At 72.3% G+C, this 14,247-nt stretch carries 17 protein-coding genes and 1 riboswitch; of the genes, 9 read left to right on the plus strand and 8 right to left on the minus strand.

Annotated features, from left to right (window positions below):
- Positions 1-76: 76 nt before the first annotated feature.
- Entirely contained in the window at positions 77-886 is an 810-nt protein-coding gene (locus tag HQQ88_RS00390; RefSeq protein WP_123939195.1) for a GAF domain-containing protein, read from the plus strand.
- A 41-nt stretch (positions 887-927) separates the two neighbouring features.
- Entirely contained in the window at positions 928-1,113 is a 186-nt protein-coding gene (locus HQQ88_RS00395) for a hypothetical protein (RefSeq protein WP_123312988.1), read from the plus strand.
- A 70-nt stretch (positions 1,114-1,183) separates the two neighbouring features.
- Here the strand turns inward: HQQ88_RS00395 and HQQ88_RS00400 are convergent, their stop codons facing one another.
- The gene (locus tag HQQ88_RS00400) at positions 1,184-2,215 is read right to left on the minus strand and encodes an NADPH:quinone reductase (RefSeq protein ID WP_173168343.1); all 1,032 of its coding nucleotides are present in this window, start codon (positions 2,213-2,215) and stop codon (positions 1,184-1,186) included.
- A gap of 158 nt (positions 2,216-2,373) precedes the next feature.
- On the minus strand, positions 2,374-2,736 hold the full coding sequence (locus HQQ88_RS00405; RefSeq protein WP_173168344.1) for a helix-turn-helix domain-containing protein: 363 nt from the start codon (positions 2,734-2,736) through the stop codon (positions 2,374-2,376).
- Between the two features lie 112 nt (positions 2,737-2,848).
- On the opposite strand from HQQ88_RS00405, the gene HQQ88_RS00410 reads away from it, so the two are divergent.
- Positions 2,849-3,496 (plus strand): NAD(P)-dependent oxidoreductase, encoded by a 648-nt coding sequence (locus HQQ88_RS00410; protein WP_173168345.1) that lies wholly within the window; start codon positions 2,849-2,851, stop codon positions 3,494-3,496.
- A gap of 175 nt (positions 3,497-3,671) precedes the next feature.
- Here HQQ88_RS00410 and HQQ88_RS00415 read toward each other — a convergent pair whose 3' ends face one another.
- Complete coding sequence (locus HQQ88_RS00415; protein WP_173168346.1) at positions 3,672-4,994, minus strand: MFS transporter; 1,323 nt, start codon at positions 4,992-4,994, stop codon at positions 3,672-3,674.
- Between the two features lie 135 nt (positions 4,995-5,129).
- On the opposite strand from HQQ88_RS00415, the gene HQQ88_RS00420 reads away from it, so the two are divergent.
- On the plus strand, positions 5,130-5,987 hold the full coding sequence (locus tag HQQ88_RS00420) for a LysR substrate-binding domain-containing protein (protein ID WP_123292823.1): 858 nt from the start codon (positions 5,130-5,132) through the stop codon (positions 5,985-5,987).
- A 38-nt stretch (positions 5,988-6,025) separates the two neighbouring features.
- On the opposite strand, the gene HQQ88_RS00425 is transcribed toward HQQ88_RS00420, so the two are convergent.
- Entirely contained in the window at positions 6,026-7,126 is a 1,101-nt protein-coding gene (locus HQQ88_RS00425; protein WP_173168347.1) for a hypothetical protein, read from the minus strand.
- A gap of 155 nt (positions 7,127-7,281) precedes the next feature.
- Here HQQ88_RS00425 and HQQ88_RS00430 point away from each other — a divergent pair, with 155 nt between their 5' ends.
- Positions 7,282-8,250 carry an aldo/keto reductase gene (locus HQQ88_RS00430; RefSeq protein ID WP_131846278.1) on the plus strand — a complete coding sequence of 323 codons (969 nt, stop codon included), beginning with the start codon at positions 7,282-7,284 and terminating at the stop codon, positions 8,248-8,250.
- A 124-nt stretch (positions 8,251-8,374) separates the two neighbouring features.
- Here the strand turns inward: HQQ88_RS00430 and HQQ88_RS00435 are convergent, their stop codons facing one another.
- Positions 8,375-9,010: an NAD(P)-binding domain-containing protein gene (locus HQQ88_RS00435; RefSeq protein WP_173168348.1), complete on the minus strand. Its 636-nt coding sequence runs from the start codon at positions 9,008-9,010 to the stop codon at positions 8,375-8,377.
- A 76-nt stretch (positions 9,011-9,086) separates the two neighbouring features.
- Between HQQ88_RS00435 and HQQ88_RS00440 the strand changes: the two genes are divergently transcribed.
- The 4 genes from HQQ88_RS00440 (at position 9,087) to HQQ88_RS00455 (ending at position 10,926) form a co-directional block, all read left to right on the plus strand.
- A complete protein-coding gene (locus HQQ88_RS00440) occupies positions 9,087-9,383 on the plus strand; it encodes a GNAT family N-acetyltransferase (RefSeq protein ID WP_131879026.1) in 297 nt (98 codons plus the stop codon).
- A 22-nt stretch (positions 9,384-9,405) separates the two neighbouring features.
- Positions 9,406-9,867, plus strand: coding sequence for a VOC family protein (locus HQQ88_RS00445; protein ID WP_123292436.1), 462 nt, complete (start codon positions 9,406-9,408; stop codon positions 9,865-9,867).
- Positions 9,868-9,949: 82 nt separating this feature from the next.
- Entirely contained in the window at positions 9,950-10,420 is a 471-nt protein-coding gene (locus tag HQQ88_RS00450) for a MarR family winged helix-turn-helix transcriptional regulator (protein ID WP_123939187.1), read from the plus strand.
- Positions 10,417-10,926: a YfcE family phosphodiesterase gene (locus tag HQQ88_RS00455; RefSeq protein WP_173168349.1), complete on the plus strand. Its 510-nt coding sequence runs from the start codon at positions 10,417-10,419 to the stop codon at positions 10,924-10,926. Before HQQ88_RS00450 ends, HQQ88_RS00455 begins: the two co-directional genes overlap by 4 nt.
- A gap of 66 nt (positions 10,927-10,992) precedes the next feature.
- Here HQQ88_RS00455 and thiD read toward each other — a convergent pair whose 3' ends face one another.
- The 3 genes from thiD to thiM form a co-directional block, all read right to left on the minus strand.
- The gene (gene thiD, locus HQQ88_RS00460; protein ID WP_173168350.1) at positions 10,993-12,534 is read right to left on the minus strand and encodes a bifunctional hydroxymethylpyrimidine kinase/phosphomethylpyrimidine kinase; all 1,542 of its coding nucleotides are present in this window, start codon (positions 12,532-12,534) and stop codon (positions 10,993-10,995) included.
- Positions 12,531-13,280 carry a thiamine phosphate synthase gene (thiE, locus tag HQQ88_RS00465; protein WP_173168351.1) on the minus strand — a complete coding sequence of 250 codons (750 nt, stop codon included), beginning with the start codon at positions 13,278-13,280 and terminating at the stop codon, positions 12,531-12,533. Before thiE ends, thiD begins: the two co-directional genes overlap by 4 nt.
- Complete coding sequence (gene thiM, locus HQQ88_RS00470) at positions 13,277-14,149, minus strand: hydroxyethylthiazole kinase (RefSeq protein WP_173168352.1); 873 nt, start codon at positions 14,147-14,149, stop codon at positions 13,277-13,279. The genes thiE and thiM overlap by 4 nt, the downstream gene beginning before the upstream one ends.
- Positions 14,138-14,233: riboswitch (TPP riboswitch) on the minus strand. (Overlaps the previous gene by 12 nt.)
- Positions 14,234-14,247: the final 14 nt, after the last annotated feature.

The following is a 14,247-nucleotide window of genomic DNA, read 5'->3' on the forward strand; positions in this document are numbered from 1 at the left end:
AGCCCGACGGATCCTGTGGAGAACCGACCTGTGGACAACTCCGTCTGCGTCGGTGGCGTGACCTAGCGTCGTGGTCATGGGGCAACAGCGTTCAGGACGGGTCGGCACGGTCGGGTGGCCGATCGTGGTGGCGGCCGCGCCCACTGCGGCGTTCCAGCTGCCGAACCTGTTCGTCACCCCGGCTGTGCGACTGTCGCTCGTCGTGTTCGGGCTCGTCGTGCTGGCCGGTGCCGTGGCGGTGCAGGTGGTCCGGACCCGACGCAGCGACGCTGCGCGGGCGGTGGCCGAGGAGAACGCGACCGGGGCCGAACTCGAACAGTCGACGGCGGTCCGGTACGCGTTCGGCCAGATCGCCACCCGGCTCGTCCGGTTCACCGAACTGCCCCGTTCCGAGCGCCACGGCGAACTCTCCGTCGTCGCCGACCGGGTCGCCGTGGCCCTGGCGTTCTACCTGCTGCCGAAGGTGCCCGACGTCCGGGCAAACGTGTACCAGCTGTCCACCGATCTGCGTGCGCTCGAGCCGATCGGTCACGGGGGTGCCGGCGACACCGCCGGGGTCTTCCGCGCGGGCACGCCCTACGGCGACCGCAACCTCGAGTGGGTGCTGGTCGGGGGATCACCCCGGATCGTCGGCGACCGCTCGGCCGACGTCGACGTGGACCAGGACGTGCCGGGCTTCGAACCGCGCTACTCGTCGTACGTCTCGGTGGTGATCCGGTCCGACCAGTACTCGTTCGGCATGCTCACCGTCGACTCCCCGGTCCCCGACGCCTTCACCGAACTCGACGCCAAGAACATCGCGATGATGGCGTCGTTCATGGCCGTGGCGTTCTCGTTGACCTACTCGTTCCCCGAGCGCGACCGCAATCCAAGGAAAGGCCCGTGATGCTCACACGCTCTGTCGGACGCTCGACGTACGATGCCCTCATGACGACCGTGAACCCTGCTCCGCCGTCGTTCGGGCGTGCCCGGATCTCATCGCCGAACTGGAACGACACCACCACCGACGCCGACTACGAGGACCTCGACGTCATCGCCGCCAACATCGAGCGCGAGCGCGAAGCAGCCCGGATCCGGGTCGCCGCAGCCATCGCCGCGCGCCTGGGTCGCTGACCCTTCCCGCATCGTCCACCACGAACGGCTCCCACGGGTGTGGGAGCCGTTCGTCGTCTGGGCATCGGGGCTACTGCGCCTGGGGCACGTCGATCAGCACCTTGCCGACGGTGTCCTGCTCGACGGCGTCGTGCGCGTCGGCGGTGCGGGCGAGGTCGAAGCGGGTGAGCGGCAGTCCCGCGTCCGCGCCGACCGGCAGCACGCCGTCGTGCAGCGCCTCGGTGACGTCCTCGGCTGCTGCGGCCAGGGCCTCGTCGCCGATCGTGTAGAGCAGCAGGAACTGGTAGCGCGCGTTCACGCTCATGTTCGGGCGGATCGGCAGCGTGGCCTCGTCGCCGCCGTTGTTCGCGTAGATCGACACGACGCCGTGGTTCGCGAGGACGTCGGCGACCAGTTCGGCGTTCTGGGGGATCGACACCTCGACGACGATGTCGACACCGTCGGGCGCGACCTCGCGGATGCGGGCCGCGGCGTCGTCCTGCCGGTAGTTCACGACGTGGTGGGCACCCGCCGCGGTGGCGAGAGCGGCCTTGTCGTCCGAGCTGATCGTCGTGATCACCGTCGCGCCGGCCCAACGGGCGAGCTGGATGGCCGCGTGCCCCACCGCTCCGGCACCACCGGCGACGAGCACCGTGACGCCGTCGAGCGCACCGGGGCCCAGTCGTGCGGGACCGTCCGCGTGCGTCGTGAGGGCGCGGTGCGCGGTCATCGCCGGGACACCGAGCGAAGCACCGACGTCGAAGCTCGTCTCGTCGGGCAGGCGGACCGCTCGGCTCTCCGGCACGACGGTGTACTCCTGTGCGGTGCCGGTCGGGCGCGAGGCGGCGGCCATGAAGAGCCACACGCGGTCACCGACGGCGAGGTCCTCGACACCCGGGCCGACCGCGTCGACGACACCGGCGCCGTCCTGGTTCGGGGTGATCTCGGGGAAGGGCAGGCCGTCGCCGTAGGTACCGCCCGCCCGGGCCTTCCAGTCCGTCGGGTTCACGCCGGAGACGACGACGCGGACGCGGACCTCGCCGGCGCCGGGTTCGGGGACGTCCCGCTCGACGAGTTCGAGGACGCTGCTGTCACCGGGCTTCGTGTAGACGATCGATCGCATGTCCCCAGGCAACCACTCGCCGCCGTCGGGGATTCCGAGTGTGGGCGTGGCGGCACTTCGTGAGCACAAATGGTCGGGTGCGTTCGGCGGACCCGACCATTTCTGCTCACGAAGCGCCCCCCGCCCCGCCCGCGCCCGCCCCGCCCGCCCGCGCCACGTCAGCGCGCGTCGTACTCCACGCGCGATATCGCGACGTCGTCCATGTGCGACGTCGCCCACGCCTCGAGCGGCTCGAGCACCCGGCGGAGCGACCGCCCGCGATCGGTGAGTTCGTACTCCACGTGCGGCGGGATCTCGGGGAACACCGTGCGGGTGACGAGTCCGTCCCGCTCGAGTGCCCGGAGGGTCTGCGTGAGCATCTTCTGCGACACGCCCTGCACCCGGTTCGCGATCGCCGAGTACCGTTGCGGCCCGTCGGCGAGGGTGCCGATCGTCAGCACGCTCCACCGGTCGCCGATGCGGTCGAGCAGCTGCCGGCTGGGGCAGTCCGCCGCGTAGGGGCTGTACTCGAGTGCTGACATCCGGCGTGGCCTCCGTGACGAACGAACTCCGTTACGCACCGTGAGGTGCCTACTTACTCAAAGAGAGTAACTCTTGTACGGTGTGCAGCACCAGCCCCACGAAAGGAACAGCATGACCAGCATCGTCGTCTTCGGAGGCACCGGCTACGCCGGCTCCGCCATCACCCGCGAAGCCCTCTCCCGTGGCATCGCCGTCACCGCCGTCGCGCGCGACACGAGCAAGCTCGACGCCGCCGAGGGCCTGACCCTGGCGCAGGGCGATGCCTTCGACGCAGACTTCGTGGCCGAGGTCACGAAGGACGCCGACGTCATCGTCGTCGCACTGCACGCGGTCCAGTCGGACGGCAGTGAGCTCAAGGACGAGTTCCAGCACTTCGTCGACGCTGCGGCCAGCGCCGGTGCGCGCCTGGGCATCGTCGGCGGCGCCGGTTCGCTGCTCGTCGCCGACGGTGGACCGCGCCTGTTCGACTCGGCCGAGTTCCCGGACGCGTTCAAGGGCGAGGCGAAGAGCCACGCGCAGATCCTCGACGCGCTCCGTGCCTCGGACACCGACGTCGACTGGTTCTACGTCAGCCCGGCCGCCGGTTACGGCAGCTACAACCCGGGCGAGCGTCGTGGCACCTACCGCACGACCGACGAGGTCCTGCTGACCGACGCCGAGGGCAACTCGGACATCTCCGGCGACGACTTCGGCCTGGCCTTCGTCGACGAGATCGCGAACCCGGCGCACCACCAGGCCCGTTTCGGCGTGGCGTACTGAGGCGGTTCGCTTCCGCTTCGCACAACCAAGGTCACCCGGAACCGCGCAACGGCGTGGTTCCGGGTGACTTTGGTTGTGCGGCGCGCGTCCGGCGCGACCAGGCGGCGGACGGGAGGCGCGGGGCGGGGCCGCCACGGGCCTCCCGTCCGTCGGTCGGGTGCGCCCACCGCCCCGGTCAGTGGGCGACGATCGCCGGCAGTGGCACGTGGTGGCGCATGCGCACGGCCAGGTGCAGGCCACCTCGGCGGGCGAGGACGAGCGCGATCGTGGCCGCGGCCGCCGCGGGCACCCCACCGGCGACCATCATCCCGACGTGCGCCCCGAAGTGGTCGACGACCTGGCCCATCAGCGGCCCACCGATCGCCTGGCCGCCGAGCAGCACGAGCACGTAGAGCGACATCACCCGGCCGCGGATCGCCACGTTCGACGACAGCTGCACGAGTGAGTTCGACGCGGTCTGGAACAGCAGCTGCGACATCCCGACGGCGACGAGCGCCACGGTGAACGGCGCGATCACGGGGATGGACCCGGAGACCACGAGCAGCACCCCGGTCCAGAACACCCCGCCGACGATGGTCCGGAGGCGCACGACCGCTCGACGTGTGGAGAGCAGGGCGCCGACGAGCGCACCGATCGCCACGGCCGAGTTGAAGACGCCGTACCCGGCGGCGCCGACGTCGTACACCTGGGACGCGAAGGCCGACAGCAGCACGGGCATCGTCAGCGCGAACACCGAGAAGAACGCGACGAGGATCACCGGCACGATGATGGTCGGCTTGTTCACGGCGTACCGGAGCCCCTCGATCAGCTGCCCCTTGCCGCGGGGTGCCGGGGGCGTCCGGTGCAGCTCCGAGACCTTCAGGAACCCGAGCGTCACGACGACGGCGACGCAGGCGATCGCGTTCACGCCGAACGACCAGCCGGCCCCGACGGCGACGAGCAGTGCGCCGGAGAGCGCCGGGCCGATCATGCCGCCCAGCTGGAACACCGACGAGTTCACGCTGATCGCGTTGCGGAGGTGCTGGTGGCCGACGATCTCGGTGACGAACACCTGGCGAGCCGGGTTGTCGATCACGGTGACCATGCCGACCAGGAACGCGATCACCCAGATGTGCCAGGCCTCGACCACTCCGGCGAGCGTCAGCACGGCGAGCAGCGCGGACAGCACCGCGAAGGCACCCTGCGTGATCATCATCAGCGCGCGCTTCGAGAACCGGTCGACGAGCACGCCGCCGAGCAGCCCGAACAGCAGCATCGGCGCGAACTGGCAGGCGACGGTGATGCCGACCTGCGCGACCGAGCCGGTCAGCTGCAGGACGAGCCAGTCCTGGGCGATGCGCTGCATCCACCCGGCGGTCATCGCGACGAGGTTGGTGGCCGTGAACAGCCGGAAGTTCGGCACGGACAGGGCGATGAGGGTGTGGCGCCAGGGCGGGCGGGTCGCCTGGATCGGGAGCGGTTCGGTGGGCGGGGGGAGGGTCGTCGATGACGCACTCACGGTGAGGGGTTCTCCGGACGTCGTTGCGGATCTGGTACCCCAACGAAACTACGTGGCCGGACGCCATTCGACACCCCTATGGTGGCTATCAATCCATTGCGATGTCGAATGACCGCGCGAACGAACGAGGTGCCCGTGCTCGATCCGGTCCTGCTGCAGACCTTCCTGGCCGTCGCCGAGACGCAGAGCTTCACGCAGGCCGGAGCCCGCCTCGGCATCAGCCAGCCCACCGTCTCCCAGCACGTCCGGCGGCTCGAGACCGCCGTGTCCCGCACGCTCGTCGCCCGCGACACCCGTGGCGTCACCCTCACCGACAACGGCGACGCGATGGCCGGCTTCGCCCGGACGATCCTCGCGGCGCACGCCACCGCGGACGCGTACTTCTCGGGGTCGGCGACCCGTGGGCGCCTCCGGTTCGGTGCGGCCGACGACCTCGCGATCACGCAGTTGCCGCGCATCCTCCGGGACTTCCGGCGGCTGCACCCGCAGGTGAACCTCGAGCTGACGGTGAACCAGTCATCACCGCTCCTGCGCCGGGTGCACGCCGGCCAGCTCGACCTCGTGTTCATCAAGCAGACCGCGGGGGAGTCCGCCGAGGGGACCCGGGTCGCGACCGACCAGATGGTGTGGATGGCGCAGGACGGCATCGCGGTCGAACGCGACGAGCCCGTGCCGCTCATCGCCTACCAAGCACCGAGCATCAGCCGGCAGATGGCGATCGACGCCCTCGAGGCCGCGGGCCGCACCTGGCGGATCACCTGCAACACCCGCGACGTGAACGGCGTGCTGGCGGCGGTGCGCGCGGGGATCGGCGTGGCGGTGTTCCCGCACTCGCTCATCCCGGCGGACCTGGTGAAGGTGTCGCAGCGGCTCGGGCTGCCGGACCTGCCGGCGGTCGACTACGTCCTCATCGCGAACCCGACGGTGCAACGCGAGCCGATCGATGCCCTGACGAACGCGATCCTGTCGCGCGGGGTCGTCCGCGCGGTCTGACCGCGCCAGCCGAGGAGCCGAACCGGAGACCGAGCCCGCTACGGCGCGAGGGTCGGGGTCGTCCCGGTCCCGGTCAGGTCGGGCAGCGTCACCCCGGCGAGCGGCAGCAGCGCCGACGCGACGGCCCACAGCAGCACGAGCGTGCCGACGCCACCGAGCACGGCGCCGAGCAGCGCGACCGGCCGCTGCCACGTCGCCGCACGGTCGCGCAGCGTCACGAGCGACACCACCAGCGCGAGGAGTCCGAGCACGACGCCGACACCGTGCACGGTCGCCGGCGCGGTGAACCACCACGCCGCGAGTCCGAGCGTCGCGATGCCCCCCACGGCGCCCAGGACCGCCCCGGGCGTCGCACCGAGTGCACGGCGCGGCTCCGGCTGGGCGGCTGCGGCCACGGGCTGGTCGAGCAGTTCGGTCGGGAGGCCCGGCTCGGCCCCGACGGACGCGCTCGCCTCCGCCACGGGTGCGGTCGAGGGCACGGTGGCGTTCGAGGGCACGGTGGCGTTCGTGGCCGCGGGTGCAGCCGCGGACACCGGCGCCTGCAGGACCGCGTCGAAGGAGCGCACGTGGGCGGACGCCGGCGTCGGTGCCGGGGTCACGGCGGTGGCGGCGGCCTGCTGGTGGGCGAAGCGGCGGGGCGTGCGGAAGCCGATCGGGCCGACGGGTTCGGGCTCGGTGCCCTCGACGACGACGTGCTCCAGGCCGGGCACCGAGAACCGGGGCTGTCCGGCGGAGGGCACGGGCGACGGTGCGGGGGCCGGTGCGGTGCGGGGAGCGGCGTCGATCGGTGAGACCGGGGCCGGTGCGGAGGCCACGGCGGCGGTGTCGAACGGCACGGTGTGCACGGTCGGTGATGTCGGGGCCGGTGGCAGGAGGTCCTGCTGCGGCGGGTAGTCGGGGACCGTGACGTCGTCCTCGACCAGGGTGGCGATGGACGCGGGCTCCGGCGTCGGCGCTGCCGTCGGGTCGAGCGTGGCCGTCGGCTGCGGGGCGGAGCCGAGCACGGTGGTGGGAGCCGGCGCACCGTGGGCGGCGCGCGACGTGGCGGGGGTGGGACGGGCCTCCTGGCCGGTGCTCGCTGCGGAGTCGGACGCGACCCGCCCGGCGGACGCGGCCGGTTCGACGACCGGTGCGGTCACCCAGGACGGCACGGGACGGCGCGGCCGTTCCGAATCCTGCATGCGATGCGACGCCACTGCGGTGCTCCCTTCGTCGACTGATCCATCGTCAGTTCTAGCGGCAACGGTCGCGGATGTCGCAGCCCCAGTTCCGGGGTCGCCGGTACGTTCGGGGCATGACCGGAATCGAACACCGTCCACTGGGTCCCTCGGGGCTCGTCGTCTCCACCGTCGGCCTCGGCTGCAACAACTTCGGGCGGCCGGGGACCGCCTCCGAGTCGCAGGAGGGCACCGACGCCGTCGTGCGGGCGGCACTCGACGCCGGGGTCACGCTCTTCGACACGGCCGACATCTACGGCGGCCGGCCCGGCATGTCCGAGGAGATGCTCGGCCGGTCGATCGCGGGACGGCGTGACGAGATCGTGCTCGCGACGAAGTTCGGCATGGACATGCAGGGCGCGAACGGCCCGGACTGGGGTGTGCGCGGGTCGCGGCGGTACGTCCGGTTGGCCGTCGAGTCGTCGCTGCGTCGCCTCGGCACGGACTGGATCGACCTGTACCAGATGCACCGTCCCGACGACGTGACCCCGATCGAGGAGACGCTGTCGGTCCTCGACGACCTGGTCCGCGAGGGCAAGATCCGCTACATCGGGCACTCGAACTTCGCGGGCTGGCAGATCGCCGAGGCCGAGCTGACCGCGTCGATCGCCGGCACCACGGCGTTCGTGTCCGCGCAGAACGAGTACAGCCCGCTCGCCCGTGCCGCCGAGGCCGAGGTGCTGCCGGCCGTCCGCGCCTACGCCCTCGGGTTCCTGCCGTTCTTCCCGCTCTACAACGGGCTGCTGACCGGCAAGTACACCAAGGCCGGGGGTCCGGCCGACGGGCGTCTGTCGACGTCGAAGCCGCAGCTGCTCGAGGACGCCCCGTGGGACGTGCTCGACGACTACCAGCGCTTCTGCGACCACCGCGGCGTCACGATGCTGCAGGCGACCTTCGCGTGGTTGCTCGCGCAGCCGGGGCTGTCCAGCGTCATCGCGGGGGCGACGAAGCCGGAGCAGATCACGCAGAACGTCGAGGCCGGCACCACGTGGGAGCCGACCGAGGACGACATCGCCGACATGACGGTCATCTTCGACCGAGCGTAGGCGGGCGGCGGGCCCGCCGCCCACGGGGCCGAGTCTCGGCGTGAGCGACAGTTCTCGTGGCTGTCGGCCCGAGGACTGTCGCCCAGCCCGAGTCTCGCGGCGGCGGGGCCGAGACTCGGGGGCGTCAGCGGGTGGCTGCCTGCAGTGCTTCGCGCAGCTGGTCGGCGGTCAGGCGCGGGCCGTAGCCGGGGGTGTCCCGCTGGATGCGCCAGCCCTCGGCGAGGGGTCCGGCGTCGACGACGTCGAAGCCGAACTCGTCGATGAGGTCCGCGGTGACCTGCTTCGCCTCGGCGTCGTCGCCCGCGACCACGAGTGCGCGACGGTCCGGGGTACGGGCCGGGGTGGCGTGACCGGTGAGGTCTGCGGCGCCGATGTGGTTGAACGCCTTGACGACCCGGGCACCGGGCAGGTGGTCCTGCAGCAGCTCGGCCGTCGTCGTCGACTGGTCGTCGAGCGCAGGGATGTGGCCGTCGCGCTCCCAGTAGTAGTTGTTCGTGTCGATGACGACCTTGCCGACGAGCGGCTCCGCCGGGATCGTCTCGATGGCGGCGAGCGGCACCGTCACGACGACGACCTCGCCCGCGACGGCGGCCTCGTCACGGGTGGCCGCGCGGGCCTGGTCGCCGAGTTCGGCCACGAGGTCGGCCAGGGTCTCGGGGCCGCGGGAGTTCGCGATCACGACCTGGTGGCCGTGCTGTACCGCGAGCCGTGCCAGTTGGGATCCGATGTTGCCTGCGCCGATGATGCCGATCGTTGTCATGGTGTCCATCCAACGCTCGGCGGCCACGAGCATTCCCGGTGGGGCACGTGCGCCCCGGGCGGAGCATGATGGCGGCATGGACCACGAGTTCCGCGACGAGATCGACCAGGACCGCTACGCGATGTACGTCGGCGGCGAGCTCGTGAGCGTGCTCGACTACCGCGAGAACGGCGACGCGATCGCGTTCCCGCACACGTACACGGTGCCGAAGCACCGCGGGCACGGCTACGCGGCCGAGCTCGTCGAGTACGCGGTCGCCGACGTCGAGACGAACTCGACGAAGCGGGTCGTGCCGATGTGCTGGTTCGTCGGCAAGTGGTTCGACGAGCACCCCGAGAAGTCAGACCTGCTCATCCGCAGTGCCGCGGACTGAGCCGACGCGAGAAGAGCGCCCCATGCCCACCATCACCCCCTTCCTCTGGTACGACGACCAAGCCGAGCAGGCCGCCCGGTACTACGTCGACCTGTTCCCCGGTAGTTCGATCGACAGTGTGGCGAAGACCCCGGACGGCGCGACCCTGGTCGTCGAGTTCACGTTGCTCGGGCAGCCGTACCGGGCGATGAACGGCGGCCCGGGACACCCGCACACCGATGCCGTCTCGTTCCAGGTCGACGTCGACACGCAGGACGAACTCGACCGCATCTGGGACGCCCTGCTCGCCGACGGCGGGAAGCCGAGCATGTGCGGCTGGTTGTTCGACCGCTGGGGTGTCGCCTGGCAGGTGACCCCGTCGATGATGGGTGAGCTCATGACCGGGTCGGGCGACCCCGAGGCGAACGCCCGTGTCTTCCAGGCGATGATGACGATGCAGAAGCTCGACATCCCCGCGCTCCGGGCCGCAGCTGCAGGTCACTGAGCCCGAATATCGCGTACCGACCGGTATGGTGTCGGCACAGAAGACCGCCGGCCGGCGCCGGCACCGAAAGGCTGGAGCCACGATGGACCACCCGAGCTCCGGGATCCGGAACAGCGAGATCGGCCGGGCGTACACCGAGCTCGCCCGGATCACCCGACGTGCGAGCATCCGTGCCCGCGGGTCCGACCAGGCACTGAGCGTGGTCGACCAGTCCCTCGTCGACTTCGTGGTGCAGCACCCCGGATGCATGGCCATCGACATCGCCCGGTACCTGCGCCTGAACCGCTCGACGATCTCGCGGCAGCTGTCCGGGCTCCTCGCCACGAAGCTGATCGAGACGACCGACGGCGGTACCGGCAACGCGAAGCCCCTCGTGGCGACGGACGCCGGTCGCACCGCGCTCGAACGCTCCGTGCAGCTGCACCGGGATGCGCTGGAGGAACGGCTCGCCGGCTGGTCCGACGACGACATCGCCCTGCTCGCCGGACTGCTCGAACGGCTCGGCGCCTCGGACGAGGCCGGACTGCCGATGCCCGGACGATCCTCGACGTGACCACGTCGTTCGTCCTGCTCTCCGACACGCACCTGCCGAAGCGGGCGAAGGACCTGCCCGCGGCGCTCTGGGCGGACGTCGACGCCGCCGACCTCGTCGTGCACGCGGGGGACTGGGTCGACCTCGCCACCCTCGACGCCGTGCAGGCCCGATCCCGCCGGTTCGAGGGCGTGCGCGGCAACAACGACGGCCCCGAGTTCGACGACCGGCTGCCGCTCGTCGCGCACTTCGCGGTCGAGGACCTGCGGTTCGCGCTCGTGCACGAGACCGGTGCCGCGACGGGCCGGGAGCGCCGGGCGGCCGCCGAGTACCCGGACGCCGACGTGCTCGTCTTCGGGCATTCGCACATCCCGTGGGACACCGTCGCACCGTCCGGGCTGCGACTGCTCAACCCCGGCTCGCCGACCGATCGCCGTCGGCAGCCGGACTTCACGTGGATGCGCGGAACCGTGACCGGCGCCGACCTGGCCGTCGAGCTGGTGCGCCTGCCGCCGCCCGCCCGCTGAGGCCACCCGCGCCGACGTTTCGCGCCAGACGACACCTCGCGGGTCGACGAACCCGTGAGGTGTCGGTCAGCACGTGAACTCGCCAGCGGCCCCCACCAGCGGCATCGCGAAGAACGCCAGCTCCCACTCGGTCGAGCGGCGGAACGCGCGCGCCATCCGCCCCCGCTCGATCGGGGTCGCTGCTGCCGCCATCTCCTCGACCAGACGGGTCGCCTCGGCACTCGACGCCGCGAAGCCCGGGTCGCCGTACGCCGTGATCCAGTCCGCGAACGCGTGCCCGTCCGGAGCCGCGCCGAGCTGCGCCCCCACCCAGGCGTAGACCCGGAAGCAGGGGAGCACCGCCGCGGCGAGCACGGCCGCCGACCCGGAGTCCGCCGCCTCCTGCAGGTGTGCGAGGTACCCGGCGCACGTCGGGTGGACGGGGTCGTCGGCGTGGGTGCCGGCGAGGCGTCGGTGGTGCAGGTCGCGGGCCTCGGCGGCGCACCCCTCGGCCGCCGCAGCCCAGAAGGCCGCAGCCGCAGGACCACGACCAGCGCCGGCAGCCGCAGCGCCAGGGCCAGCGCCAGCGCCCGCGCCAGCAGCGCTCGCCGCCAACGCCGCCAGGTGCTGCTCGTAGGCCCGCAGGTAGTGCACGTCCTGCGCGAGGTACCCGGCGAAGACGTCCGCGTCGAGCGTCCCGTCGCGCAGCCCGACCAGGAACCCGCACTCGATCGTGGCCTGCAGCACGGAGTCGACGTCGGACCACCACACGTCGGTGAACCGGACCTCGGGCAGCAACGCGCGGATCACGGCGCCGTGGTCGATGGGCCCGTTGCCGGACCCGACCTCCAGGGCATCGGCTCCCCGCAGGGCTGCCGTCAGCCAGGGCTTCGCCACCCCGACCGCGAGTTCCCAGTCCCCGTGCCGCGCAGCGAGCGTCGCGATGGCGCTCGACAGCGAGCACCCGGTGCCGTGCGTGTTGGCCGTCGCGACGCGGGGAGCGGTGAACCGCCGAGCGGACCCCGACGGCGACACGAGCACGTCGTCGGAGGTCGGCCCCTCGTCGTGCCCGCCCTTCGCCAGCACGAGCACGTCCCACGTCGACGCCACGAGCCGCGCAGCGTCCAGCGACGACAGCGACGACAGCGACGCAGGCGCCGCACCAGCAGCCGCACCCGCCCCGGCCAGCCCCGCCAACACCTGCAACTCGGCCCGGTTCGGTGTCACCAGGTCGGCCAGCCCGAACAGCGCCCCCATCGCCGCGGCGGCGTCCTCGTCGAGCAACCGGTCACCACTCGTCGCCACCATCACCGGGTCCACGACGACCACGGGCGGCCGGTGCTCCCGCAACCAGTCCGTCACGACGCGGACGACCGGTGCTGTGCCGAGCATCCCGATCTTCACGGCGTCGATCGTGACGTCGTCCGACACCGCGTCGAGCTGCTCCCGCAGGAACGCGACGTCCGGCACGTGCACCGACCGCACCCCGTGCGTGTTCTGCGCGACGAGGGCGGTGACCACGCCCATGCCGTACCCGTCGTGCGCCGCGATCGCCTTGAGGTCGGCCTGCAACCCAGCACCGCCCGTCGGGTCGGTCCCGGCGATGGCCAGGACGCGCGGGACGCTCACGACTCCGCCCTGTGGTGCGACGAAGCCCCCGACAGGAGGAACGGATCGCCCGCCGCGAGCCGCCCCGGCTCCGCCCCGTGGCCGGGTCCAGAGCTCCACGCGGCCACGTACGCGGCCGCTGCGGACCCGGGATCGGCCGCGGCGCAGATGCCCGACACGATCGCGACCCCGGCTGCGCCCGCTGCCCGGAGCGGCGCGACGTCGTCGAGGGTCACCCCGCCGATCGCCACGCACGGCACGTCCGTCGCTGCCGCGAGCCGGGCGAAGCCGTCGTGCCCGAGCGCCGGCGGGTGGTCGGCCTTCGTCGTGGTGGGGTGCACGACCCCGACGCCGAGCAGGTCCACGGTGCCGCGGGGCAGGCGGGTGACGACCGCCAGGTGCTCCGGGGTGTTCGCGGTCAACCCGACGTGCGCGTCCCGCCCGAGCAGGGCACGAGCAGCGGTCACGGGGACGTCCGACTGGCCGAGGTGCACCCCCGCTACCCGGTGTCCCGCGTGCCGAGCGGCGAGGGCGACGTCTAGCCGGTCGTCGACCACCACGGCGGCGCGGTCTCCCACGGCGTCGGCCACGGCAGCGCTCAGGGCCAGCAGGTCCCGAGCCGAGGCGTCCTTGTCCCGCACCTGCACGATCCGGACCGCGGCGTGCACCGCGGCGCGGACCACCCCGAGCACACCGACACCGTGCCGGTCGGCCAGGGCACCGTCGGTGACCAGGTACACGCCGAAGTCCTCCGGCAGCCCGCTCATGCCGGCACCACCAGGGACGCAGGCTCGGCCTCGACCGTGATCCGGGCCTCGCGGACGACGTCCTCGGGGGTGAGCGACGCCAACCGGTCCAGGAACAGCGGCTGGAAGGTGCCGGGGCCGCCGGCCTCGCGGGCGGCGAGCTCCGCGGCGATCGTGTGCACCGCGGTCGCCGCGACGGCGGCCGCACCGGCGTCGTCGGGCGCGACCGACGTGAACGCGGCGACGACCGCGCCGAGGGCGCACCCGCCCCCGGTGATCCGCGTCAACAGCTCGGTGCCGTTCGCGACCCGGACCACACCGGTGCCCGGCGCGACCAGCAGGTCGACGGGACCCGACACGGCCACCGCGGCCACGAGCCTCCCGGCCGCCTGACCGGACACGGCGTCGACCGCAGCCGCACGGGCGTCCTCGGTGCCCACCGTGCTGTCGACACCGCGGCCACCGGCCGACGTGCCGAGCAGGGCGAGGACCTCGGACGCGTTGCCGCGCAGCACCGTCGGGTGCAGCGCGAGCAGCTCGCGGGCCAGGGCGGTGCGCACCGGCAACGAGCCGACCGCGACGGGGTCGAGCACCCAGGGGGTACCGGTGTCGCGGGCGGCGTGCACGGCCTCGAGCGAAGCGATCCGGGGTTCGGCGTGCGGGGTGCCGGTGTTCACCAGCAGGGCGTCGGCGACCCGGGCGAACGGTCCCGCCTCGGTCGCCACGTCGACCATCGCGGGCGAGGCCCCGAGGGCGAGCAGCACGTTCGCGGTGACGTTCTGCACCACGGTGTTCGTGATGCACTGCACCAACGGGCTCCGGGCCCGGACGGCCTCGAGCAGTTCGGCGGTTCGGTGGGCCCAGGCAGGGGAGGGCGCAGCGGTTTCCATGGACGATCCCTTCGCGAGTACGAGCTCGAGCAGGTTCGACGGGTGTGATCTCAGCCGCTGGTTGCGGCACCCCGTGTCTCGATCGACACCGTACACGA

The organism is Curtobacterium sp. VKM Ac-2861 (assembly GCF_013204965.1).
GTDB lineage: Bacteria > Actinomycetota > Actinomycetes > Actinomycetales > Microbacteriaceae > Curtobacterium.

Coding starts and splice junctions, on each gene's coding strand:
- HQQ88_RS00450 (WP_123939187.1), top strand. CDS start 9,950: ATGGACCACCCGAGCTCCGGGATCCGGAACAGCGAGATCGGCCGGGCG.
- HQQ88_RS00430 (WP_131846278.1), top strand. CDS start 7,282: ATGACCGGAATCGAACACCGTCCACTGGGTCCCTCGGGGCTCGTCGTC.
- HQQ88_RS00440 (WP_131879026.1), top strand. CDS start 9,087: ATGGACCACGAGTTCCGCGACGAGATCGACCAGGACCGCTACGCGATG.
- HQQ88_RS00405 (WP_173168344.1), bottom strand. CDS start 2,736: ATGTCAGCACTCGAGTACAGCCCCTACGCGGCGGACTGCCCCAGCCGG.
- thiE (WP_173168351.1), bottom strand. CDS start 13,280: ATGAGCGGGCTGCCGGAGGACTTCGGCGTGTACCTGGTCACCGACGGT.
- HQQ88_RS00445 (WP_123292436.1), top strand. CDS start 9,406: ATGCCCACCATCACCCCCTTCCTCTGGTACGACGACCAAGCCGAGCAG.
- thiM (WP_173168352.1), bottom strand. CDS start 14,149: ATGGAAACCGCTGCGCCCTCCCCTGCCTGGGCCCACCGAACCGCCGAA.
- HQQ88_RS00390 (WP_123939195.1), top strand. CDS start 77: ATGGGGCAACAGCGTTCAGGACGGGTCGGCACGGTCGGGTGGCCGATC.
- HQQ88_RS00435 (WP_173168348.1), bottom strand. CDS start 9,010: ATGACAACGATCGGCATCATCGGCGCAGGCAACATCGGATCCCAACTG.
- HQQ88_RS00410 (WP_173168345.1), top strand. CDS start 2,849: ATGACCAGCATCGTCGTCTTCGGAGGCACCGGCTACGCCGGCTCCGCC.
- HQQ88_RS00400 (WP_173168343.1), bottom strand. CDS start 2,215: ATGCGATCGATCGTCTACACGAAGCCCGGTGACAGCAGCGTCCTCGAA.
- HQQ88_RS00395 (WP_123312988.1), top strand. CDS start 928: ATGACGACCGTGAACCCTGCTCCGCCGTCGTTCGGGCGTGCCCGGATC.